This is a genomic window from Paenibacillus sp. MER TA 81-3 (assembly GCF_023713585.1).
Classification (GTDB): domain Bacteria; phylum Bacillota; class Bacilli; order Paenibacillales; family Paenibacillaceae; genus Paenibacillus_B; species Paenibacillus_B profundus.
The window spans coordinates 47,764-69,711 of record NZ_JAMAWB010000015.1 but is presented as its reverse complement, the minus strand read 5'-3'; the positions used below and the strand labels follow the sequence as shown (position 1 = coordinate 69,711).

The window sequence follows — 21,948 nt, the reverse complement described above, 5'->3', positions numbered from 1 at the left end:
CTAATGGTTTCATTCTATCACTAAAAAGATCGAAGCAATATGTGCAGTATCATCATTGAAACGAATAAAGCTAACCGTTCCCCAGATCCAGGTGTAAGATGAGCAATTCCCCTTTACGGCCGTCTGCACGAAGGCCTTTATCTTCAAAACCACATTTTTTATATATGTATTGCGCTAGCGCATTCGAATGATTTACGGCTAATATAATCTCATTTTTATTCGGAAAATGTTTTCGAACAAAGGTTGGCAGCAGCAACAGTGATTTTTTGGAAATCCCCTTTCCCTGCATGGATGAATCGACTGAATAGGCTCTTAGCAGAATGGCGTCTTGGTTGTCACTATAGTTCTTAACTCCTTCCCATCCATGAAGCACAAAGAAACCAACTGGAGTATTATCACTCAAGATTAGAATGGGGTGCCGATCATTTTCTTGTTCACAGGTTGCTATAGCCTCCAGCGGCAGTGCCGTAAAGTGTTTTTGTTCCTCTGACAAGTGATATTTTTCAAGTTGTGATCGATAGATTGGTTGGTAGAAATCGAGGCTTACGATATCTTTCTGAACGGTCTGAGACAACATGAATGTCCACCCTTCTTTTTTCGATAATCATTGAAAGAAGCTTGTCTGAAAGGAATTTGCAGCGGGCACAAAGAATAGGATAGTACAAATACGTTTACAAAAAACGGAAGATGCATAAAATTGGAGTGTTTTTGCTAAAAACAATGAAATGAAAGGAGCGATTCTTTTTGATCAAGTATGGGCTGCCCGCACTTATCGTTGTCATGAGTATCCTCTACATTTTCATTATTCCTGGCGAGCCGCAAGCGGCCAAACTGCTGTTTAAATTAATTCCGATGTGGCTTATTATCGCTTATGGATGCCTTCAAATGCCCTCCAATAGAAAGAGTTGTCATTGGGTTATCTGGATCGGGTTATTTTTCTGCATGCTGGGCGACGGGCTGCTGGGCTGGTTTGTCGTTGGCCTGTCCGCATTCCTCATCGGGCATCTGTTTTATTTGACCGGTTTTATTGGCAGATGGCGCTATTCAAAAATGCGCTTCAGTGCGATCGTTCCGATCCTATTATATGCTTCGTTCATGAGTTGGCAGCTCATTCAAGCGTTGATTCGTGACGGCGATGCTTCCTTAATCGCACCTATTCTCGTCTATATTATCATCATCTCCTTGATGACTTGGTCGGCCATCATGACCGGCAACAAGCTGGCGGCTGCCGGAAGCATTTTGTTTGCGACATCGGATTCCATTTTATCCTGGAACATGTTTGTGTCTGAAGTCGCCTTCGCGGAACCGTTAATTATGATAACGTATTACGCCGCCCAATTTTTCATTGCTTCCAGCCTGAGGACAATTGCACACGACAAGAGCAGCATCATCATAAATTCGGTTCACCGCGTCTGAGGATTAACCAGATCGCAATGGCCATCTTCTCTAAATTCAGAGGGGATTGCGGAGTACAGCAAGCGATTGGCGCCGTATGGAACGAGTCACGCCGTATTTGTCATTGGCGGGTCCAACGGTCTGCCCGATGGTGTTCTGCGCCGTGTCCAGACGAAGCTGTCCTTCGGCCGCATGACGCTGCCGCACCAATTAATGCGTCTCGTTCTAGAATGATGATAAAGGTTGAAGCGGCGTTGATCAATAGGCTGTTGGGAGCATAAGTTGCTGGATTAAATTTATGTGGAATGTCTAATATTGATGGAGATAAAAGATTTAATTTAATGAAAAGGGAAGTTACGAAAGAGGTTGTTTTGAATGCTCTCGTCCAATCGACTTTGTTATCCAACATCGGATGGAAAGAGCATGTGAACTTCTTAAAACAGGAAATTTCCCTATCCGCGATATTGCTGTTAGTGTCGGCTACGGTAATCCGATATATTTCAACAGAGCATTTAAAAAGAGATTCGCTGTGTCTCCCTCAGCATACGCAAATAAACTAAATAATCATAATAATTGAGAGCAGATTAGTGCATTCCATTGAAGAACAAAACGCGGATAGATTTGATAATAGTGTATGTTGCATTTGTTATTTGTGTATTTGCATTTAGAGGAGTCCTTGCTACACTACTAAATGAGAATGATTATCGTTATTATTGAGTTTGATAATGAACAATATTCGTTCTCATAAATGTGCATCCGATTAGTGACTTCTGAGCGGATGACCATTTTATCATACCGGAAAGGGCGGTAGCTGCAAGTGAATGCAAATAGGCAATTATGCATCGGATTTTCTTTATCGGCAACCTGGATGAAAGGACACGGCTGGAGGCGTCCGGATAGCGGCGTGGAGAAGATGGAGTCGATTGATTATTATATTGAATTGGCCAAACTGGCGGAGAAGGCAAAGCTCGATTTTCTGTTCAGGGCAGATTATCTTTATATTAGTCCGCAAATGCTAGGTGATTCCGCTAATTTTGGCAGTCCTGACCCTACGGTCATGTTTGCGGCGATTGCTCGTGAGACGGATCGGATCGGACTGGTAACGACGGTTTCCACGACCTTCAATCCGCCGTATGTTGTAGCCAGGCAGCTTCAGTCTTTGCACTGGCTTAGCAGTGGACGTACCGGTTGGAACATCGTAACTTCGATTGAAGGAGCGGAAAATTTCAGTGATTCGCCTATGCCTTCTCCGCAAGAAAGGTATGCGAGAGCAAGGGAATTTACTGATGTAGTGCGCGAGCTTTGGGCAAGTTTCCCGCTTGAAGCGATCCTAATTGATCGTGAGTCAGGCAAATTTTCTGATCCGGATCAAGTTTCCTCCATCAATCATTCAGGTGAGTTCTTCAGTGTCAAGGGACCGCTCACTCTACCCGCCCATAAATCAGGAATCAACCAGTCCGCAGCCGAACGCATGCTGAACTGCTTCGGAGATATATTATAAACTATCAGCCTACAGTAGCAGAGGTTTTGTCAAGGCCTGAGGTCTTAGGGTCTGCACACTGGGTTTCGGTCGGAACAGTTGAAGACGTGCTGAACGATATTATGGAACGGTTCGAAGCAGGCGCGATCGACGGTTTTATCGCTCTTCCGGGCGGGTCGGAACAATCGATGGAGTTATTTTTTGAAAAGCTGATGCCGCAGCTGGTAGAACAGGGCTTGTTCAGAGGCGAATATACAGGCTCGACCTTGAAAGAGCATTTAGGCATTTAACATCTGGTATGTAGAATATGCTAATCAGCTGTATCCATATAAAGTGAGGAGACTGTACGATGCATGATACCGCTTCCGGCCAGACACATCGTTCAAAGACGGTAATTTTAGCTGTTGGCGGAGGAATTCTAAAACCGATTAAACTGGATATCGAAGGCGCAGAGCGATTCGAAGTCACTAACTTGCATTATACCGTAAAATCGCTTTCACGTTTTAAAGAGAAAACGGTTTTAATTTCAGGTGGCGGAAATTCAGCCATTGACTGGGCCAATGAATTGGAGCCGATAGCCGGCCAACAGCGAGGTTAAAATCGAGATGAAGGATTATTGGATTCCAGGCTCATCAATGAGCGAGACATCAGTGCCAGGCATTTATGCAGCAGGGGATATTTTACACCATGAAGGAAAGCTGCATCTGATTGCGGGAGCATTCCAGGATGCAGCGAATGCTGTGAATAAAGCTAAGCAATATATCTCGCCTGATGCCAATGCGTATGGGATGGTATCCTCGCATAATGACCTGTTCTCACCAAAAAACCGTGAACTGATGAAGCATTTGTATACCTAAAATTGAAACTGTGTTGGAGGAAGCGACATGAATAGATGGATTTACTTGGTTGTCCCGCTTGTAATACTGATCGGAGCGCTGACCGGATGTTCCGGAACGTCCGCAGGGAACAAGCCTTCGACAAACGCTGCCAATGTGCATGAAAATGGGCAGCCAAGCGGGGCAAGTATGCCTGAAGAGGGCATGCCCGAGAAGGGCGTATGGCCAAGAACGATAACGGACGCCGCCGGTAATAAGATAGTATTTAAGGAACGGCCGGAGCGTATAGCAGTGCTCCATCCCTTGTATTTGGATTATTTTTTCGCGTTGGACACGCCTCCAATTGCCTCGGGCAACGCAGCGAATGCGATGAAGGAATTCGCCACTTTGCAGCCTTATGCCGAAACGGCCGAGATAGCAGATTTGGGCAGTGGAAGGGACTTGAATATGGAAGCGATCATTGCTGCAAATCCTGATGTGATCGTAACCTTCAAAGGCCATATTGATGCGAATTATGATGAGTTAAGCAATATTGCTCCTGTTATCCAAATCGAATACAGTGATTCTTGGGAAAAGGCGACGATGATTTGCGCCCAGATTATCGGCAAAGAGGAATTGGCTGAGCAGCTTATCAATGAAACCAAAGAAGCTATTGAGAAAACGAAAGAGCAGTTGGGTGATCTGAAAAATAAAAGCTTCGCCTTACTGAGGGTTGACGGCAAAGCCAATTTTACTGCTCAAGGGACTAAAAACACAATGTACTATAACGAAACAGCGGGATTTGGGCTGATGAAGCCAGATAGATATCCTGAAGACAATGCAATACTTTCCCTGGAGGCTTTGTCGGAGATGAATCCGGATTACATTATTATCCAGCATGATCTTAACGTTGCAAAGGCAGCAGTCCAAGAAAAAGAGGCTTTAGCTGTGTGGAACTCACTGAAGGCCGTGAAAAACAATCATGTTCTATTTTTCGATAATTCCCTCAATACAGGAAGCGTCCTGGCTATCCGCCTGGCTGCAGAGAATTTTATGGGATTGGAGAGAAAAACTATAGATAATAAATAAAAAACGGAGCAATGAAAGCCGCCAAGTAGGCGGCTTATTTATCTAGTGACACAAAAGGCCTAGCCGTAAAACTATTTTTATCATGTAGGAAAGGTTGATAGAATTGACTGCAAATAAAAAAATTGTGATTACTGGGGCCATGGTAGCGATGGAAGATGCGGTAATGCTTGACGTTCATCCAGTAGGGGAGATAACGATAGGCGTACAATTCCCAGAAATGTTTGTTTCGTAACGGGCGAGTCGGAATCAATTGGTGGGAACCACCAACCGAACTTTGAGAAAATATTGCAATTGTAACCAGACGTTATTTTAGGTTCAACCAAGTTCCAAAAAGAAGTGCTGAAGAAGTTGCAATTAAAGATTAATCTGCCCGGACTAACGACAAGCTTATAACAAAATAAAATTTAAGGTGGATTATTCATGTCATCAACAGCAGAAACACAGCAAACAAAAGTGATTAAAACTACTCCAATATTAATTTCTTTCTTAATTGCTGGTTTCATTGGATTGTTCAGTGAAACGGCTTTAAACATGGCCCTCGGGGATTTAATACAAGTATTTTCTATTAGTTCTTCCACGGTTCAATGGCTGACAACAGGTTATTTATTAACCTTGGGGATATTAGTTCCTGTCTCGGGTCTCTTACTTCAATGGTTTAGTACACGTCAAATATTTATTGTGTCATTGATTTTTTCAATTATTGGAACACTAGTCGCAGCTCTTGCACCAAGCTTCGAAGTATTAATGTTTTCTCGAGTGATTCAGGCTATAGGTACGGGATTATTGCTGCCCCTGATGTTTAATTCGATCTTATTGATTTTTCCCATCAATAAGAGAGGTGCAACAATGGGACTAATAGGGTTAGTCATTATGTTTGCACCCGCAGTTGGACCCTCAATCTCAGGATTAATTCTTGAAAAACTGACTTGGCATTGGATTTTCTGGGTTTGTTTACCGTTTCTAATTCTTGCGTTGGTATCGGGTATATTGTATATGCAGAATGTTTCGACCATAACTAAACCCAAAATTGATATATTATCTATTATCCTATCTTCGATTGGTTTTGGCGGAATCGTCTATGGCTTTAGCAGCGCGGGTGAGAATGGCTGGGGAAGCACGATTGTGATTACGATGATTATTATAGGCCTTGCTGCACTTACCTTGTTTTCTTTGCGACAATTAAAAATGGATAAACCGATGCTTGATTTACGTGTATTAAAATATCCAATGTTTACTCTAGGTTTATTGGCCGTATTTATTTGCTTCACGGTAATAATGTCCACGATGATTTTGTTGCCATTATATTTGCAAACAGGGCTAGCATTGACTGCATTTACCGCGGGGCTTGTTTTGTTGCCAGGTGGTGTGCTGAATGGATTAATGTCCCCGATCACAGGTCGTATCTTTGACAAATTCGGACCAAGAGGACTTGTTATACCTGGATTTGCGATCATGCTTATCATGTTATGGAGCATGTCAAACGTCACCATTGAAACGCCGGTTAGTATGGTAATTGTGCTGCACTCCATTCTATTTATAGGTGTATCGATGGTTTTGATGCCTGCTCAGACAAATGGACTAAATCAATTACCGAAAAATCTTTACCCAGATGGTACTGCTTTAATGAATACATTACAGCAAATGTCGGGAGCAATTGGCACTGCAGTTGCGATTACGATTATGTCCGCTTCTCAGAAAAGATATATGAACAATATGACTGATCTATCTGACCCTTCTTCAATTGGAGCTTCATTAACAGCGGGAGTACAGGACTCCTTTATATTCACTCTAATTATAGCTATGGTTGGTTTAATTATTTCCTTCTTCATCAAATCTTCTCGCGTTAAATAGGGCTTACTGAATAATTTAAAACTCTTATTTTCACGGCTCAAAACAAAAACCAGTGGTTGACATCATAATGCGAGGATAAAATAGAAAAACATCGGATGCAAAAAGTGCCTGTCAGTACGGTCAAACGCATGCATCAGGAAGCCCTGCCAGCAGAGAGCAAGCGTCTTGTAGAGCAAGCCTGGAACGAAGCCAAGGACACTACAGGTCTGGTACTCGGCATCACGATTTTGTGATCAAGAAGGGGCATACCTACAATACCGGTATTCACAATCTCAAAGGCGAGACGATGTTGGACCTGATGCCGGGCCGAAAGCTGGAGGACCTGCGGAGGATGAACTTAATGAGTGTAACCGAATCATAGAAAATAGTATTAAGAATATCGTCTTCTGGTTTTCAGAAGACGATTTATTATTAAAATCTGCTCTACCATTATAACGCAGTGGTCAGCAGTCCGCCAAAAAGCAGTATGGTTAGAATAGACCCAATAGCGTTTTTCACCAAAAACATCATGCAGAAACGAAGGATTGGGAAGCATCGAATCAAGAACGCTTAACTCGGAGTGTGGATCAGTTAATGGAGTTGTTCTTCTTTGGCTTAGTAGGACAGGTGCAGAAGTAGAAGTAGGGCGAAATCAAGAACTAATTTGCTTTCTGAGGTAGAGGATTATCAAACAAACGTTTTACAGTCAGCATGGTGAACCTTACTATAAATAACTGCTAATAGATAAGACGCCACTCCTTTTTTCATTGAAAGGAATGGCGTCTATTTCACATTTTATTAAAAATCAAAGTTGTCCGGATCGGGACCGACTCGAAGATCTTGATTCAAATCATCAATCTGGTCCATATCTTCTTGGGTTAGCTCAAAATCGAACAGGGCCGCGTTTTCGATAATGCGATGTTCCTTCGTAGATTTTGGTATGGTGATAACGCCATGCTGCAAATCCCAACGCAGGATGACTTGCGCAGCGGACTTTCCATACTTGGCCGCGATCTCCTTCAGCATCGGATTATCCAACAGCCCGCCTTGCATTAATGGCGACCAGGCTTCCAACTGAATGCCCTGCTCCTTGCTGAATCGGAGCAATTCTTTTTGGGTTAAACGCGGATGGAATTCCACTTGGTTGATCATAGGTCTAATGACAGCGTCCTTCATCAGGTCTTCAAGATGGTGGAGTTGAAAATTGCTTACGCCAATGGCCTTGACCCGTCCTTCTTGATATAGGGTCTCCAAAGCTCTCCACGCCTCTTTATATTTGCCTTGTACAGGCCAATGAATCAGGTATAAATCAAGGTATTCCAAGCCCAACCTTTCTAAACTTGCTTCATAGGCCGCCAATGTCGACTCGTATCCCAAATCGGCATTCCACACTTTTGAAGTTATGAATAGGTCCTCTCTAGGGAAATTAGTCTCTAGCATAGCCTCGCGAATCCCCTGCCCTACACTTGTCTCATTCTCATAAATAGCAGCGGTATCGATACTGCGATAACCATGTGCAATGGCTGATTTCACAGCCTGTACCAGTTCTGGCCCTTCTTCTACTTTGAACACGCCAAGCCCGAGCCAAGGCATTTTCATGCTGTTGTGCAACGTTACTGTATCTTGAAGATTTTTAGACATCATAGTAATAGCCTCCTGAATCTTGTTTTGAATGGCTTAAGCGCACTGTGAGCCAGGGTTCACTGTATTTGTTTCGCTGGTTTGGGCGGGTGCGTCTTTCCTTTCCAGGGCATACGCCCAGCCTGTCAGCAATACGGCTCCCATCACCATTAATGCTCCTACCCATGTGGTATGAATCAGCCCGATCGTATCCGTAACGACACCGCCCAAGTAGGCCCCGATCGCAATTCCTGCGTTAAACGCGGCAATGTTGACAGCAGAAGCCACATCTTTCGCTTGCGGCGCGAAACGTTCAGCCAGCATGACGACATATACTTGCAAGCCGGGAATATTCATAAATGCAAACAGCCCCATAAGGAAGATGGTTATCAAACCGGCTGTTTTAAAAGGTGCGGTGAACGTTAACAGGAAGAGCACGATGGACTGTATAAAAAACATATAGAACAAGGCAGTAACAGGTTTTCGGTTGGCGGCTTTGCCTCCGATAACATTGCCGATGGCAATGGCAACTCCATATATAAGCAGAATGATTGCTGCCGTTTTTTCCCCGAATCCGGTTATATCGTGAAGCAGCGGGGATAAATAGGTAAAGACGACAAAGGTCCCGCCGTATCCCAAGGCAGTGATGGCAAATGCAAGCAGCAATCGTCTGTTCGTGACAAGTTTAAGTTGATCGCGAAGCGGCGTTTTCGTTCCTTTTCGTAAATGGGAAGAAACTAAGGTCATGTTGGCTATGAAAGCCAGAATGCCGATTGCAACGATCACGAGAAAGGCTGCTCGCCAACCGAATTGTTGTCCAATTAAGGTGCCCAAGGGAACCCCGGTAACGGTCGCGACAGTAAGCCCGGAGAACATAATCGCGATAGCGCTGGCTCTGCGGCTCTCAGGCACGAGATCGGCCGCAATGGTAGAGCCAATCGACATGAATACGCCATGTGACAACGCGGAGATTACGCGCGCCGCTAACAGCACGACAATTCCACTGGCAGCGGCAGCCAGCATATTGCCTGCAATAAAAACAACCATAATCCAAAGCAGCAACGATTTACGTGAGATATTAGAGGTCAAGGACGTTAGAACGGGAGCCCCGAAAGTTACCCCTAACGCATATAAAGTAACGGTTAAACCGGATGTTGTGACAGATATATTTAAGTCTTCAGCAATGAGGGGGAGCAGTCCCACGCTGATAAACTCGGTTGTGCCAATCGCAAAGGTACTAATTGCTAGCGCCAGCAGCGCCAAAGTGCTCCGCTTATTTCCAATGTCATTCGTCCCACTCCTACAATATTGTAATGTCCGGCCGGTAAATGCAATTATCAATCATTAGGATGAAATTGAATAGTACGTACTTTGAAGTGATTTAGGTACTTAAAAGTTCCTATAAACTCATTTGGAGGGAAAAGGCTGTGATTAAAAAGAAATATAATATTTCAGTGGAAGCAACCCTGGAAGTTATTGGATGGAAGTGGAAGTGTGTAATCCTGTGTCATTTGACTTACGGGAAGAAAAGGACAAGTGAATTAAAACGCCTTATGCCCGGAATTACGCAAAAAATGTTAACGCAGCAGCTAAGAGAATTAGAGCAGGACGGCATCGTGAATCGAATTATCTATAATCAAGTGCCTCCGAAAGTGGAGTATGAACTTAGCGAATACGGGTGGAGCTTGAAATCGATCTTGGATTCCCTATGCGCTTGGGGGGAAAAGCATATTATTAAAGAATACGGCGACAAATTTACCGTATTGGAAGATAACGTGTTGAACAACAAGGCACAAGATATACAAACAGTTGACGAGGAGCGGTATGCGCTTGATTAATTAAAACCAATAATTTTAACCAACCTGTAATTTATATAAATATGAACATATAATAATATCGGATCATTTTTGCTTTAATCATCAGGTTTAAGCCGACGGGGGCTCCGTATTTGGTTCCGATCTATGCCATTGCTGAAGGGTTATTTCTCGGTGCTCTCTCGGCAAGACCCCTTGAAGGAGATGGTCTATTTGCTATGCACATTCCGTTGACCTCCCCCACTCAAATAAGTGAAGGAAGGTCTTCAGTTATGCCGCTACTTTTTCAACAACAAATAGACGAAGTACGGGGCACCAATTAACGCGACTACAATGCCAGCCGGAATTCCGTCAGGGTCCAGAACATTGCGTCCAATCGTATCTGCGAACAATAACAACCATCCGCCAATCAGAATCGCGATCGGGATAAATAATTGGTGTCTGGGTCCGACTAGCGCTTTGGCAATATGCGGGGCAATTAGACCGACGAATGCGATTCCTCCCGTGACGGAAACGGCGGAAGCCGCCAGCGCAACGGCAGTTAACAGGAGAATAATCCGCTCCTTTTCAACCGACACGCCAACGCCGATAACCACATGCTCGCTGAGCGCAAGCAGATTCATGCGATGCGCCTTGTACATGGTGAAAGGAATCAGCACGGCCAGCCATGGCAGGATCGCCCATATAAATGGCCAGTCCGTACCCCATATATTCCCCGCCAGCCACTTGGCGATAAAATCTACTTTCGAACGCTCAGCCGATGAAATGAGGACAATCATGGTCCCGGACAGCGCCATGGAGAATCCCACCCCGGTGAGTACCAGCCGTACAGGTTGCAGGCCAACCGTTCTGTTATACGAGAACACGTAAATCATACAAGTCGTAAGCAGCGCGCCCGCAAACGCTACAAGAGGCAGCATATATGCAAATGAGCCTGCGTCTATCGGGAAAAACAAGAAGAAAACAGCAATCGCCACGCCTGCCCCGGAATTGACGCCCAGTATGCCGGGTTCAGCCAAGTCATTGCGCGTGATGCCCTGCAAGATAGCGCCAGATAGGGCGAGTGCCATCCCAGCCAACAGCGTGATGATGATTCGCGGCAGCCGAACGGAAAACAGTACAAATTCTTCTTTGAACGTTCCTTGACCGAACAGGGTTGGAAGCAGCCGATCATACGACAGAGAAGAGTACCCCAATCCCATGCTGATCACGACTGTCAGTGCAATAAGCATGAGCAAGGCACCCACGATGAGCCGTTGTTTTTTCAATAAGGCAGATGGAATCATGAGAATGCTTTGCCTCCTTTATGTACAATGAACAGGAAGAAAGGCAAGCCCATCATTGCCACAATGGCCGCCACAGGCGTTTCATACGGGGCATTGATCATTCGGCCGAGAGTGTCGGCCAGCAGCATAAAAGCCGCCCCTGCAATCGCAGACATCGGCAAAATAAAGCGATAATCCGTTCCGACCATGGCACGCACGATATGAGGCACCATCAAGCCGATGAATGCCATATTTCCGACCAGAGCGACGGAAGCGCCGGCGAGCAGAATAATGACAATGAACAGGATCGTTTTCACAAGAATGGTCTGCTGGCCTAATCCAACGGCAACCTCTTCATTCAAGTTCAGAATGGTGAGCTGTCTTGAAAGCACAAGCGCAATCACAATACCGGTGATGATGAAAGGCGCAATGACCTGAAGCTGGCTCCATGAAGTGCCGATGACTCCGCCTGCCGTCCACATGGACACATCTTTCGAAATCTTAAAATAGAGCCCGATTCCTTCCGCGATGGCGTACAGGAATGCCGAAACCGCAGCGCCGGCCAATACAACGCGAAGCGGGGATAAGCCGCCCCTTTTCATGGCTCCGATGCCGAATACCATGATGGCTCCGACAGCTGCTCCGATAAAGCAAGCGATCGTAATATGGAAGTAGTTCGCTGATGGAATCAACGCAATCGTCAGGGCGAGCGCTGCATTAGCCCCGGCAGTCAAGCCAAGCAAGCCGGGATCGGCAAGCGGGTTCCTCGTCATTCCTTGCATGACTGCACCGGATACGGACAGTCCAGCGCCAACCATAATGGCGCCGATTTCGCGTGGTAAGCGAATTTCACGGAGTAGGGAAATGTTGTCGCTGGTGGCGCGGGAAGTCAGTGCCAGCCATACTTCTCTCACTGTGGTGTCAGCAGCTCCAAATACCATGGCAACAACAAACGCAGCTATAAATACAACAATGCCCGCCATCAGTTTATATGCAAATGGGATGAAACGTCGCTTCTCTTTCGTCATAGTCCCTCTTCTTTTCCGTTATAGAATACAGGAAAAGGAATTCTTAGATCTAAGAATTCCTCCTCCCATTACTGTTACTGGCCCAGAAAGCTTTTGATAAAGAAGTCCAATTGGAAATCCAACGTGACTGGGTCGTTAAAGTAGAACTCTTTCGCATTGACTTCGAACACGCGGTTGTTTTTCACCGCAGGAATATTCCTGTACGTATCGGTTTTCTGGAAAGAATTGTCCGTATCTTTGTTTTTGCTGAAAATCAAATAGTCACCGGCGAACTGTGGAAGAACTTCTAGCGATAGAGCGTAGTAGCCATCTTTCAGCGCCATTTCCTTCACTTTGTCAGGCATCTTCAGCTTCATTTCCTGGTACAAAATTTCGGTGCCGCGGCCCCAGTTATTGCCGAACACATAAATCTGCTTGTCAAAGTTCTCGATGACAGACACGGTTGCGTTTTCGCCGATTTTGGCTTTAATATCTTTTCCGGCTTGCCCAGCGCGTTTTTTGAAATCATCGATCCACGCTTGCGCTTCTTTTTCCTTGTTCAACAGCTTCCCGATTTCCAAGTGCTGCGTCAGGTAGTCTACTTTTCCGTAGGTGAACGTTACCGTAGGCGCAAGTTGCTTCAATTTGTCCACGTTCTTGATGGAGGACAAACCGATGATTAGGTCAGGCTGCAGCTCTATGATTTTTTCCAAGTTCTCATCCGATACTTCGGCCACATCTTTTAATTTATCTTGGAAACGTGGATTCATCTTGGACCAAGAGTCTACACCGGCAAGATTGACGTTCAGCGCCATGACGTTGCCGGCAAAGGAAGACAGTACGACAACGCGCTGCGGATCGGCAGGCACCTCAACGGGGCCATTTTCCGACTGATATGTGATCGTGCCTGATGTGCTGTCCTTGGCAGCAGAGTTGTCCTTGTTATCTGCTGGCCCGTTGCTGCATGCGTTAATCATAAGCACGAAAATGAGCATGAAAGGAATAAATAGCTTTTTCATGTGGGTATGCTCCTTTTACTGAATGGTGTGTGGCACACATTGGTTTATAGTTTCAAAGGTAAATGATAATGATTATCAACCTCGATTTCATTCCATATAATAAAGATCTCTTTTTCTCGTGTCAATAGTTTTCTTGTTGTAAAAAATGAGGAAAACGCTTATATTGATAATGATAATCATTAACAATATAAATCCAAGGAGTGAACACGATTGGATCAGGAACAACTATTTGATGTCACGATCATTGGTGGAGGTCCGGCAGGGCTGTTCTCCGCTTTCTATAGTGGACTACGGGAAATGAAAACGAAGCTGATTGAGTACCAGCCTCGTCTGGGCGGTAAAGTTCATGTCTATCCTGAGAAAATGATCTGGGACGTGGGCGGCCTGACCCCCGTACCCGGAGCCCAATTAATAGAACAGATTACCGCACAGGGGTTAACATTTGACCCGGAAGTCGTGTTGAATGAAAAGGTGGAGTCGATCTCGCGGAACGAGGAAGGCATATTTGTGCTGCACGCGGCTTCGGGCCGGAAGCATTATTCAAAGACAGTCGTCGTTGCGGTTGGAGGCGGGATATTAAATCCGCAGAAATTGGACATCGAGGGCGCGGAACGCTTTGAAGTGTCCAACTTGAATTATACGGTGAAGTCTCTGCAGCAATTCAAGGATAAGACGGTTGTGATTTCCGGCGGGGGCAATTCGGCCATTGATTGGGCGAATGAGTTGGAGCCGATTGCGAAGCAGGTGTATTTGACCTATCGCAAGGATAAGGAATCCCTATCCGGTCATGAAGCGACAATCACGCAGCTGATGAACAGCTCTATCGTGTGCCACTTCAATTCATCCATTACGAAGCTGATTGCTTCTGACAATCACGAGGTTATTGAACGTGTAGAGCTGACTAATCAGGCAACTGGCGAGGTAACAACTTTGCCGATTGACGAAGTGATTATTAACCATGGCTATGAACGGGATTCGAGCCTAATCGGGAATAGCGAATTGAAGATCGAGCAGGTGGATGACTTTTACGTGGCAGGGAATGCAAGCAGCGAATCGTCCATTCCCGGGCTGTATGCGGCGGGCGATATTTTGCATTATGACGGGAAGCTGCACTTGATCGCAGGGGCCTTCCAGGATGCGGCCAACGCAGTGAACAAGGCGAAGCAATTCATCCAGCCGGATGCCAATGGCTACGGAATGGTGTCCTCCCATAATGATTTGTTCAAAGAACGCAACCGCCAACTCGTGAAACAAATGATAAAATGATGGCAAGACGAAAGCGAGACGCTTCCATGTCCCCGTTCTGGGCTTGTGGAGCGTCTCGCTTGTTGACGTTATTTATTTTTATTTTGCAAGTATAACATGAGTTCAGTTCGTCTGTTCAACTCAAGCCTGATCAGGATATGGGGACAAACAGTTACGAAAAAGGATTTTGACGTTTGACGGGAAATAGTTTATTGCCCCATAACGTTGGAAGCAAAACTTCGTTTTTCTCATACAAAGATGAGATTACGATATCATGATTCTCCAACTCATGCTCCATGCTCTGGACTAGTGTGTCAAAGACACGGACAACGTTCTCATAGTCATGTTTAAAATACAGCTTCCCAGAGCGTCCAATAGCTGCAACGGCAGGATAGTAATATCCTGATTCCCCCAAGCAGAAGCAGTCCTCCTGTGCAAAAGTCAAAATTTCTTGATAGTCCCCGGGATATGAAATTTCTTCAAGTGCGTTTGGAAGAAAATTAAACGTGTAATCATACCATGAATCAGCACACTGGCTGTCGGGTATGTCATGATGGTATTTAAAAAAAACCATATCATCTATGCCCGAGAACTCTTGAAGAAACTTCTTCGCACTGTCGAAGAGATCCGTGCCCTCTTCTCTGCAGCGTAACTCAAAGCATGAAATATCAACGTGTCTGCCCTCATACCAGCCTGCTTTTTTCAGCAACAATACCATTTGTTCTTGTCTGGTGAGTTCCTTTTCACCCTGCTTCATCCAATCATTCCTGCCTTATAAAATAAAAAATAAACTACAAAAGCGAAGATTTCACAGCTATATTTTAAGGGAGTATACATTATAATTTTGAAATTATCTATTATGGATAATATAGCACAAAATAGTGGTATGTTTCAGTCCAAGAAACTCGTGCATGAATAGCTTGTTGTATTATCAATCGTACCGTTTAAACCATGTACTGCCCTTTGTAGAGGGGGATACTTGTAACAAAAAATCGGCCCTTGGGCCGATCTCAAAGTTTATTTATTGCTCATTTACTTCACATACATTCCGATAAATTGGGCTACCTCACGGTCATATCCTTCCGGATCGGTTTGTCTGGCCATACCGTGACCCGCGCCGGGCACGATCAACATTTTTTTCTGCGCAGGACCGTTCTCGTACAATTCGTAAACCATTTCGGTCGGCACGAACAAATCCGCGCCGCCGTGAATAAACAGCATCGGCGTTTTCGATTTTTTTATTTGCTCCAAGGCCGAAGCTTCTCCGAAAGAGTACCCCGCCCGAATTTTGGTCAGCAGACTGGTCGTTTGGACGATCGGAACAGACGGGAGATGATACATTCGTTGCAGCTGGTAAGTCAGCTCATCTGTAACCGATGTATACCCGCAATCCTCCACGATCGCTTTGACGTTAGGAGGCAGGTCCTCGCCGCTGGTCATCATGACCGTCGCCCCTCCCATGGACACGCCATGAAGGACGATTTGCGCTTGGTCGCCTGTATGTTCAATGACTTTGTCGATCCATTTGACATAATCCTTGCGTTCCGGCCAACCGAATCCGATATAATTCCCTTCGCTCTTCCCATGTCCGCGGGCGTCCGGTAGAAGTACGTTATAGCCTAGCACATCCCTGTACATTTGAGCCAAATGGCCCATCTGTTCGGCATGTCCGGAGTATCCGTGGGCGATAATTACGGTTTTGTCCGTCTGTTGAGCGGCCGCCAGATAGTAGGCGTGCAGCTTAAGCCCATCGTTGGAAGTCATGCTCCATTCCGTAAAAGCTTGTTTCCCCCACCACTCTTCATTGTCATCGAACGGATTCGCGACGCTCGCGCTAACCGCCAGATCGGGATTGCCTTTCAAGAAGCTCTTTTCGGCGCGTGCAATGGCGACGTGGTAGAAATAAAAGCTAGCAGACGTGATGACAATCAATAGCAGTGCTAGAATGGTAATGGACACGATCAACAATCTTTTTTTCAATAATATCCTCTCCCTTCATGTAGGTGCGTGCTTCTATGGCTGTTAAGGAAAGAATATGCCAGTTTGTTACCTGTTGTTATGAAGAGCATAGATTCCACATTGGACAAAGCCTGTCCTTTCTGTGCTAAGTATACCGTATTTTTTTGCAGCGTGACCAGTTCCCGGAACTCGCTGCATCCAGATGCATATTGCAATGAGGCAAAGGAACATGACTGTTTCCTCCCCCTTGTATATATTTAATAAGAAGGAGAATAATAAACAGATTGTGTGCTGCGCCAGCTTTAGTATAATAGGGCAGAGTGATAACGTTTGTGAAATGAGGATATCGGAATGAATAAGGAATCCATTTATGGATTAACAATGGAGCAACTGACGGCATGGTTGGCTCAATATGGGCATAAAAAGTTTCGGGCAGCGCAAGTCTGGGATTGGCTTTATAGAAAGCGGGTAACGAGTTTCTCGGAAATGAGCGATGTCAATCAAGATTGCATCGAATTATTGGCTGAACATTTTGCCATCAGGACGATGGACGAGCACGTGAAGCAAGAATCGGCGGATGGAACGATTAAGTTCCTGTTCAAGCTGCAGGATGGCAATCTGATTGAAACGGTATTGATGAGACATAAATACGGACTATCCGTATGTGTCACCACGCAAGTTGGCTGCAATATCGGGTGCAGCTTCTGCGCAAGCGGGCTGTTGGCGAAGAGCCGGGATTTAATCAGCGGCGAAATCGTGGAGCAGATTATGCAGGTCCAATTGCATCTGGATGAAGCGAAGCAAGACGAAAAAGTGAGTCACGTTGTGGTGATGGGCATTGGAGAGCCGTTCGATAACTTCAATAACTTGGTAGACTTCATCAATGTCATCAAGGATCACAAAGGATTGGCGATTGGTCCAAGACGCATCACGGTATCCACGAGCGGCCTTGCGGATAAGATCTACGAATTTACCGATATGAATCTGCAGGTCAATCTAGCGATTTCCTTGCATGCGCCCAATAACGAGCTCCGCACGCGAATCATGAAAATAAACCGCGCCATTCCAATCGAGAAGTTAATGCAGGCCATTCAGTACTACTTGGACAAGACGAAGCGCAGAGTGACGCTGGAATATATACTGCTTAAGGGTGTGAATGACCGCAAGGAACATGCCATTGAGCTTGTTGATCTGATTCGGGATATGCGGCATCTCGCAAGCGTTAATTTAATTCCATATAACCCTGTGGATGAACACAGTCAATATCAGAGAAGCGAGCCGCAATCGGTGCGGGAATTCTATGACATATTGAAGCAGCATGGCATCAATAGCAGTGTCCGCCTTGAACATGGAACGGATATCGATGCCGCCTGCGGCCAGCTAAGAAGCAAACAGATCCGGGTATCGTAAACGGGATGGCACGTTGGAAAGAAGCATCAAAGAACCTTTCAAATTCTTGATGCTTCTTTTGCTCTGTTTTTCTCGGGGTTACTGTCTCTTAATCTGAGCCCTGCTGTCAGTTGCTTGCATTCAATTGAAGATAAGCTTCGGCCATTTCCCGTCCATTGATCGCAATAAAGATACGATGCTGCCCCTCATAGTGAGTTCTCGTTGAAAGGTCTTTAAAGGAATGCGTTCTGTGAAACGCCACCTCACCGTTTTTATAAGTGTTCTCGGTAATCTTAAATAGTTTTCTGAAGGTCGTGCCGTTTGCTTTGACAAAATTGATCCCATATTCGATACGCAGCTTATGGATATCTGGCGACGGATTAACCAATACAAACTCGAACGCAAGCAAACAGACCGGTAAAGTAACCGGCCAAGCAAGGGTGAGCTTATGGAGGTTCTGAGAACAGGGGAAGGCTCGTGAGCGCCGCACCACCTAATCGCATCGTGGCCAGTCTTCTGGACCTGTGCGGCGCTGTGAACGTAATATCCAAGTTGTCTAAGGTTGCTTCGGCTTGTAGTTGAGATCTTTAAACAATTGATTCTGTTCTTCTTTGGTCAGGTCCCGCCAATGGCCCACGGGCAGACCTTGCAAGTGAATGTTCATGATCCGGATTCGCTGCAGACGGCGCACCTCATAGCCGAGGGCGGAGCACATGCGGCGAATTTGGCGATTTAGTCCTTGGGTGAGCGTGATTTTAAAAACAAAATTGGTCATGTTGGTAATTTTACAAGGAAGAGTCTTCGTGCCCAAAATTTCCACACCCGCAGCCATTGAGTCCAAAAACCAAGGAGTGAGCTTCTTGTCGACGGTTACGATATATTCTTTTTCATGCTTGTTTTCGGAGCGCAAAATTTTGTTGACGATGTCGCCGTCGTTCGTCAGCAGGATTAAGCCTTCCGAGTCTTTATCCAGTCGCCCTATATGAAAAATCCGCAGCGGATGATTGACGAAATCAACAATGTTCCCCTTCACATGGCGTTCCGTTGTGCTGGTAATGCCTACTGGCTTATTGAGCACAATATAGACATGTTTTTGTTCCGCTATAATGGGTTTGTTGTCAACGCGAACATCGTCCCCTGGTTCTACTTGACTCCCTAACTCGGCTATGATTCCATTAATTGTCACTCTTCGAGCGGCTATCCATTTGTCTGCCTCTCGTCTGGACGTTATGCCGGATTCGCTAATGTATTTATTTATTCGCACCCTATACACACCTTTGATTGTAATATTTATGTCTGGACGATATTAATGTACCAAGTTTTTATATATGAAATCAATGTATAAGGCGGTTTACTTGTGTTGACTTGGAAATAACACATCAAATGTCGTACCAACGCCTGGATCGCTTTGCACGGCAATATTGCCATTGTGTTTTTCAATAATTGTTTTCACGATGGAAAGCCCTAATCCGGAACCGCCGATGTCGCGTGAGCGTGATTTATCAATACGATAAAAAGGTTCAAATATATGCGGGAGCTCTTCATTCGGAATACCTATGCCTGTATCGGAAATGTGGATGATCGTATTATATCCGCGCAGTGAAACGGCTATTTGAACTTTGCCGCCGTGCTTATTGTATTTCACCGCGTTTTCTAGCAGATTGAACAAGGCCCTATATACAAGAGTCTGATTGCCGAATATAGAATGATTACATTCTACTACTTGTATTTGAATATTTTTTTGCCGGGTCATCGGTTCTAACTCCTGCGCAATATGTTGGAACGTGTCGGATAGAGCAATCGTATCCGCAAACTTCTCCTTTTTCTCCGAAGTCAGCTTCAATAAGTCATCCACGACATCGATCAGCCGTTGCGTGCTTAATTCCGTAATGTCCACATTTTCTTTATAGTCTTCGATAGAAGGGGATTTGTCCAATTTCAGCACTTGAATTCCCGCTTTTATGGTCGTAAGCGGTGTTTTAAGCTCGTGGGCCGCATTGGCGGCGAATCTTTTCTGTCTGGCGAAGGACTCATCCAGTCTGTTCAGCATCGTATTGAAGGAGCCGGCCAGACTGCCGATTTCATCCTTTGTCTGAATATGGTCAATGCGATGGGATAAATTATGCTCGTTGATGTTTTTAATCGTTTTGCTGAGTTGATTAACCGGCTTTAGAGCTCTGCCCGAGATTACATAGGCTGCAGCCATTCCCAGGATAATGATGATCATCATATAAATGACACTGGCATCGACAAACTGCTCTTTGGCCTCGATAGTTCTTATCTCGACTGATATATTACTCGTTTCTTCCCCATTCGCAGCTGGTCGAGTCCAGGCTTCATGGCCTAGCGTTGCGCTGGAATTCAGTGGCACCATTTTATTCATGGTGACTGCATTTTGAACGTTGGGCCGCACAAACTTGCTGTCCGCATTGTGGATGGAAGTCAAGGTTAAACAAACGGCGGTAAGAATGACAATACACCCGGTAAGCAGCGTCAACCGCATACGCAAAGATAGTTTATTTAACATCGTGCTCCCCCCGCAGAATCAGATATAAAGTATCCCTGTCCTCTTATGTTTCTAATTACATCCTTCTCTCCTGACACTTCGGCAAGCTTTTTCTTCAAAGAATAAATATGAAACTTAAGCGAATTGGAAAATAAGTCCGTGTCGCTGTCCCATGTATGTTCAATCAGCTGCTCGGCGCTGATTACACTGTTCTTGTTCATCGTGAGATACTGGAGCAGGGAGTATTCCTTTTTGGTCAACTCAACAAGCCGCTCGTTGACATACACACACTTTTGGGCCGTATCGACGCTTATAGGGCCGCAAGTCAGAACGGCATCCTGCTGTACGAAGGAGCGCCACAGCAAATTGCGGATTCTCGCTTCCAGCTCTTTAAAATCAAAGGGTTTAATCAGGTAATCATTTGCGCCAGAATCCAATCCGGTAATGCGATCTTCGATTTCGGAGCGGGCCGAAAGAATCAATATATTGATTTCTTTGTTCTCGTCCCGAATTTTTTTCAGCACCTCCATGCCGTCTATTTTAGGTATATTTAAATCCAGAACAATTAAATCATACTGATTGATTTCATGCAGCTCGATGGCTTCTTCGCCGTCCATCGCCCTGTCCACCGCATAGCCGCATTTTTTAAGTCCTTTGGCTATGATGTTCGAGAGTATGGACTCGTCCTCGACCAATAATAGCTTCATTGCGCTTTCACTCCTTGTGTGCCACGAACATGACCAAGCAGCCATGCTTACTGGCTGCTTGGCTGCTGCATCATACAGTTGCAAGAAGATGATTTTCTTGAACGAAATGGCTTATATAAGATTTATTTGTTTTCTACAATTTCTTTTTTTAGTAAAACTTGACCGTCTTTCAGTTTCAATTGCTGAGCGGCATTCTTGTCAGCGGGAGAAGTATGGTATTCAACTTTCACATCGCCTAGCGCTTCCGTTTCAATGATTTGTTGCTCAAGACTAAGATCTGCAATCGTTTGGTTCAATTTCTTTTCCGTTTTTTGATCAAGCTTCAGATTTTTAATTTTTTCGGTGATTTGTTTCTTTACTTGAATTTGTTCCTTATTGGTCAGTTGGTGAGTGGCCTTAATTGCATCCAATGATTCCATTTTAATTATTTTGGAATCTGCCTTTGCCACGGGAACCCCAGTTGCTGCAAAAGCGCTAAGCGGCAGTGCGGCCACCATTGCGGCAACCATTAATCCTGTTTTTAACATCGTAACCTTTTTCATCGTAATTCCTCCTGTAGTTAGCTTTAATTGTTTTGGTGTATGACTTGCAACTGTGACTTCAGTTTACAGGGAGGACGGTTAGATAAAGGTTAGTTTTTAAGGGTATAGAAATTATTTTTTCTTTCATTTTAACCTTATTTTATCATATTTTAAAATTACTGATAGAATAGCCGTTTACGATATGCCGCCAAGTCCTTTTCTCCACTCTCCCACTCATTCAGAAGCCGCATTACGGTATAAATGCAGTTGGAGACGATTGTTTTTGC

Annotated in this window: 20 protein-coding genes and 6 pseudogenes; 13 read left to right on the top strand and 13 right to left on the bottom strand. The window is 45.0% G+C overall.

What is annotated here, in order from left to right; translation table 11 throughout:
• Positions 1 to 70: 70 nt before the first annotated feature.
• Positions 71 to 577, bottom strand: coding sequence for a GNAT family N-acetyltransferase (locus tag M3650_RS20775; protein ID WP_251577428.1), 507 nt, complete (start codon positions 575 to 577; stop codon positions 71 to 73).
• A gap of 167 nt (positions 578 to 744) precedes the next feature.
• Between M3650_RS20775 and M3650_RS20770 the strand changes: the two genes are divergently transcribed.
• The 9 genes and pseudogenes from M3650_RS20770 to M3650_RS33195 form a co-directional block, all read left to right on the top strand.
• Positions 745 to 1,416: a lysoplasmalogenase gene (locus tag M3650_RS20770; protein WP_251577426.1), complete on the top strand. Its 672-nt coding sequence runs from the start codon at positions 745 to 747 to the stop codon at positions 1,414 to 1,416.
• Between the two features lie 33 nt (positions 1,417 to 1,449).
• Positions 1,450 to 1,629 (top strand): annotated as a pseudogene (locus tag M3650_RS20765) (23S rRNA (pseudouridine(1915)-N(3))-methyltransferase RlmH); the annotation flags it as partial.
• Positions 1,630 to 1,783: 154 nt separating this feature from the next.
• Positions 1,784 to 1,972: a helix-turn-helix transcriptional regulator gene (locus M3650_RS20760; protein ID WP_311295112.1), complete on the top strand. Its 189-nt coding sequence runs from the start codon at positions 1,784 to 1,786 to the stop codon at positions 1,970 to 1,972.
• Between the two features lie 240 nt (positions 1,973 to 2,212).
• Positions 2,213 to 3,165: pseudogene (locus M3650_RS20755) on the top strand (LLM class flavin-dependent oxidoreductase).
• A gap of 68 nt (positions 3,166 to 3,233) precedes the next feature.
• Positions 3,234 to 3,732, top strand: a pseudogene (locus M3650_RS20750) (NAD(P)/FAD-dependent oxidoreductase); the annotation flags it as partial.
• Positions 3,733 to 3,777: 45 nt separating this feature from the next.
• Entirely contained in the window at positions 3,778 to 4,779 is a 1,002-nt protein-coding gene (locus M3650_RS20745; protein ID WP_251577422.1) for an iron-siderophore ABC transporter substrate-binding protein, read from the top strand.
• A gap of 115 nt (positions 4,780 to 4,894) precedes the next feature.
• Positions 4,895 to 5,073: pseudogene (locus tag M3650_RS33200) on the top strand (iron-uptake system-binding protein); the annotation flags it as partial.
• Between the two features lie 126 nt (positions 5,074 to 5,199).
• The gene (locus M3650_RS20735) at positions 5,200 to 6,630 is read left to right on the top strand and encodes a DHA2 family efflux MFS transporter permease subunit (protein ID WP_251577420.1); all 1,431 of its coding nucleotides are present in this window, start codon (positions 5,200 to 5,202) and stop codon (positions 6,628 to 6,630) included.
• Between the two features lie 92 nt (positions 6,631 to 6,722).
• A pseudogene (locus M3650_RS33195) lies at positions 6,723 to 6,958 on the top strand (ISL3 family transposase); the annotation flags it as partial.
• 449 nt (positions 6,959 to 7,407) lie between these two features.
• Here the strand turns inward: M3650_RS33195 and M3650_RS20725 are convergent.
• Together M3650_RS20725 and M3650_RS20720 are read right to left on the bottom strand one after the other, a co-directional pair.
• On the bottom strand, positions 7,408 to 8,250 hold the full coding sequence (locus M3650_RS20725; RefSeq protein ID WP_251577416.1) for an aldo/keto reductase: 843 nt from the start codon (positions 8,248 to 8,250) through the stop codon (positions 7,408 to 7,410).
• Positions 8,251 to 8,286: 36 nt separating this feature from the next.
• On the bottom strand, positions 8,287 to 9,513 hold the full coding sequence (locus M3650_RS20720) for an MFS transporter (RefSeq protein WP_251577528.1): 1,227 nt from the start codon (positions 9,511 to 9,513) through the stop codon (positions 8,287 to 8,289).
• Positions 9,514 to 9,659: 146 nt separating this feature from the next.
• Between M3650_RS20720 and M3650_RS20715 the strand changes: the two genes are divergently transcribed.
• The gene (locus tag M3650_RS20715) at positions 9,660 to 10,067 is read left to right on the top strand and encodes a winged helix-turn-helix transcriptional regulator (protein WP_251577526.1); all 408 of its coding nucleotides are present in this window, start codon (positions 9,660 to 9,662) and stop codon (positions 10,065 to 10,067) included.
• Positions 10,068 to 10,132: 65 nt separating this feature from the next.
• A pseudogene (locus M3650_RS20710) lies at positions 10,133 to 10,231 on the top strand (Bax inhibitor-1/YccA family membrane protein); the annotation flags it as partial.
• 90 nt (positions 10,232 to 10,321) lie between these two features.
• Here M3650_RS20710 and M3650_RS20705 read toward each other — a convergent pair.
• From M3650_RS20705 to M3650_RS20695, 3 genes are all read right to left on the bottom strand, one after another.
• On the bottom strand, positions 10,322 to 11,329 hold the full coding sequence (locus M3650_RS20705; RefSeq protein WP_251577414.1) for a FecCD family ABC transporter permease: 1,008 nt from the start codon (positions 11,327 to 11,329) through the stop codon (positions 10,322 to 10,324).
• Complete coding sequence (locus M3650_RS20700; RefSeq protein ID WP_251577411.1) at positions 11,326 to 12,336, bottom strand: FecCD family ABC transporter permease; 1,011 nt, start codon at positions 12,334 to 12,336, stop codon at positions 11,326 to 11,328. Before M3650_RS20700 ends, M3650_RS20705 begins: the two co-directional genes overlap by 4 nt.
• A 74-nt stretch (positions 12,337 to 12,410) precedes the next feature.
• A complete protein-coding gene (locus M3650_RS20695; RefSeq protein WP_251577409.1) occupies positions 12,411 to 13,334 on the bottom strand; it encodes an iron-hydroxamate ABC transporter substrate-binding protein in 924 nt (307 codons plus the stop codon).
• Positions 13,335 to 13,544: 210 nt separating this feature from the next.
• Between M3650_RS20695 and M3650_RS20690 the strand changes: the two genes are divergently transcribed.
• On the top strand, positions 13,545 to 14,600 hold the full coding sequence (locus M3650_RS20690; RefSeq protein ID WP_251577407.1) for an NAD(P)/FAD-dependent oxidoreductase: 1,056 nt from the start codon (positions 13,545 to 13,547) through the stop codon (positions 14,598 to 14,600).
• A gap of 151 nt (positions 14,601 to 14,751) precedes the next feature.
• Here M3650_RS20690 and M3650_RS20685 read toward each other — a convergent pair whose 3' ends face one another.
• The gene (locus M3650_RS20685; RefSeq protein ID WP_251577405.1) at positions 14,752 to 15,336 is read right to left on the bottom strand and encodes an SUKH-3 domain-containing protein; all 585 of its coding nucleotides are present in this window, start codon (positions 15,334 to 15,336) and stop codon (positions 14,752 to 14,754) included.
• Between the two features lie 275 nt (positions 15,337 to 15,611).
• Positions 15,612 to 16,559, bottom strand: a complete 948-nt coding sequence (locus tag M3650_RS20680) for an alpha/beta hydrolase (RefSeq protein ID WP_251577404.1) — start codon at positions 16,557 to 16,559, stop codon at positions 15,612 to 15,614.
• Between the two features lie 330 nt (positions 16,560 to 16,889).
• On the opposite strand from M3650_RS20680, the gene rlmN reads away from it, so the two are divergent.
• Positions 16,890 to 17,948 (top strand): dual-specificity RNA methyltransferase RlmN, encoded by a 1,059-nt coding sequence (rlmN, locus tag M3650_RS20675; RefSeq protein ID WP_251577402.1) that lies wholly within the window; start codon positions 16,890 to 16,892, stop codon positions 17,946 to 17,948.
• A gap of 106 nt (positions 17,949 to 18,054) precedes the next feature.
• Here the strand turns inward: rlmN and M3650_RS20670 are convergent, their stop codons facing one another.
• The 5 genes from M3650_RS20670 to M3650_RS20650 all read right to left on the bottom strand — a co-directional run bounded on the left by M3650_RS20670 (position 18,055) and on the right by M3650_RS20650 (position 21,682).
• The gene (locus M3650_RS20670) at positions 18,055 to 18,420 is read right to left on the bottom strand and encodes a hypothetical protein (RefSeq protein WP_251577400.1); all 366 of its coding nucleotides are present in this window, start codon (positions 18,418 to 18,420) and stop codon (positions 18,055 to 18,057) included.
• A 63-nt stretch (positions 18,421 to 18,483) separates the two neighbouring features.
• Positions 18,484 to 19,191, bottom strand: coding sequence for a 23S rRNA pseudouridine(2604) synthase RluF (gene rluF, locus M3650_RS20665; RefSeq protein ID WP_251577398.1), 708 nt, complete (start codon positions 19,189 to 19,191; stop codon positions 18,484 to 18,486).
• 87 nt (positions 19,192 to 19,278) lie between these two features.
• Complete coding sequence (locus M3650_RS20660) at positions 19,279 to 20,454, bottom strand: sensor histidine kinase (RefSeq protein ID WP_251577396.1); 1,176 nt, start codon at positions 20,452 to 20,454, stop codon at positions 19,279 to 19,281.
• Positions 20,448 to 21,140, bottom strand: a complete 693-nt coding sequence (locus M3650_RS20655) for a response regulator transcription factor (protein ID WP_251577394.1) — start codon at positions 21,138 to 21,140, stop codon at positions 20,448 to 20,450. The genes M3650_RS20660 and M3650_RS20655 overlap by 7 nt, the downstream gene beginning before the upstream one ends.
• A 122-nt stretch (positions 21,141 to 21,262) precedes the next feature.
• Positions 21,263 to 21,682 carry a hypothetical protein gene (locus M3650_RS20650; RefSeq protein ID WP_251577391.1) on the bottom strand — a complete coding sequence of 140 codons (420 nt, stop codon included), beginning with the start codon at positions 21,680 to 21,682 and terminating at the stop codon, positions 21,263 to 21,265.
• Positions 21,683 to 21,948: the final 266 nt, after the last annotated feature.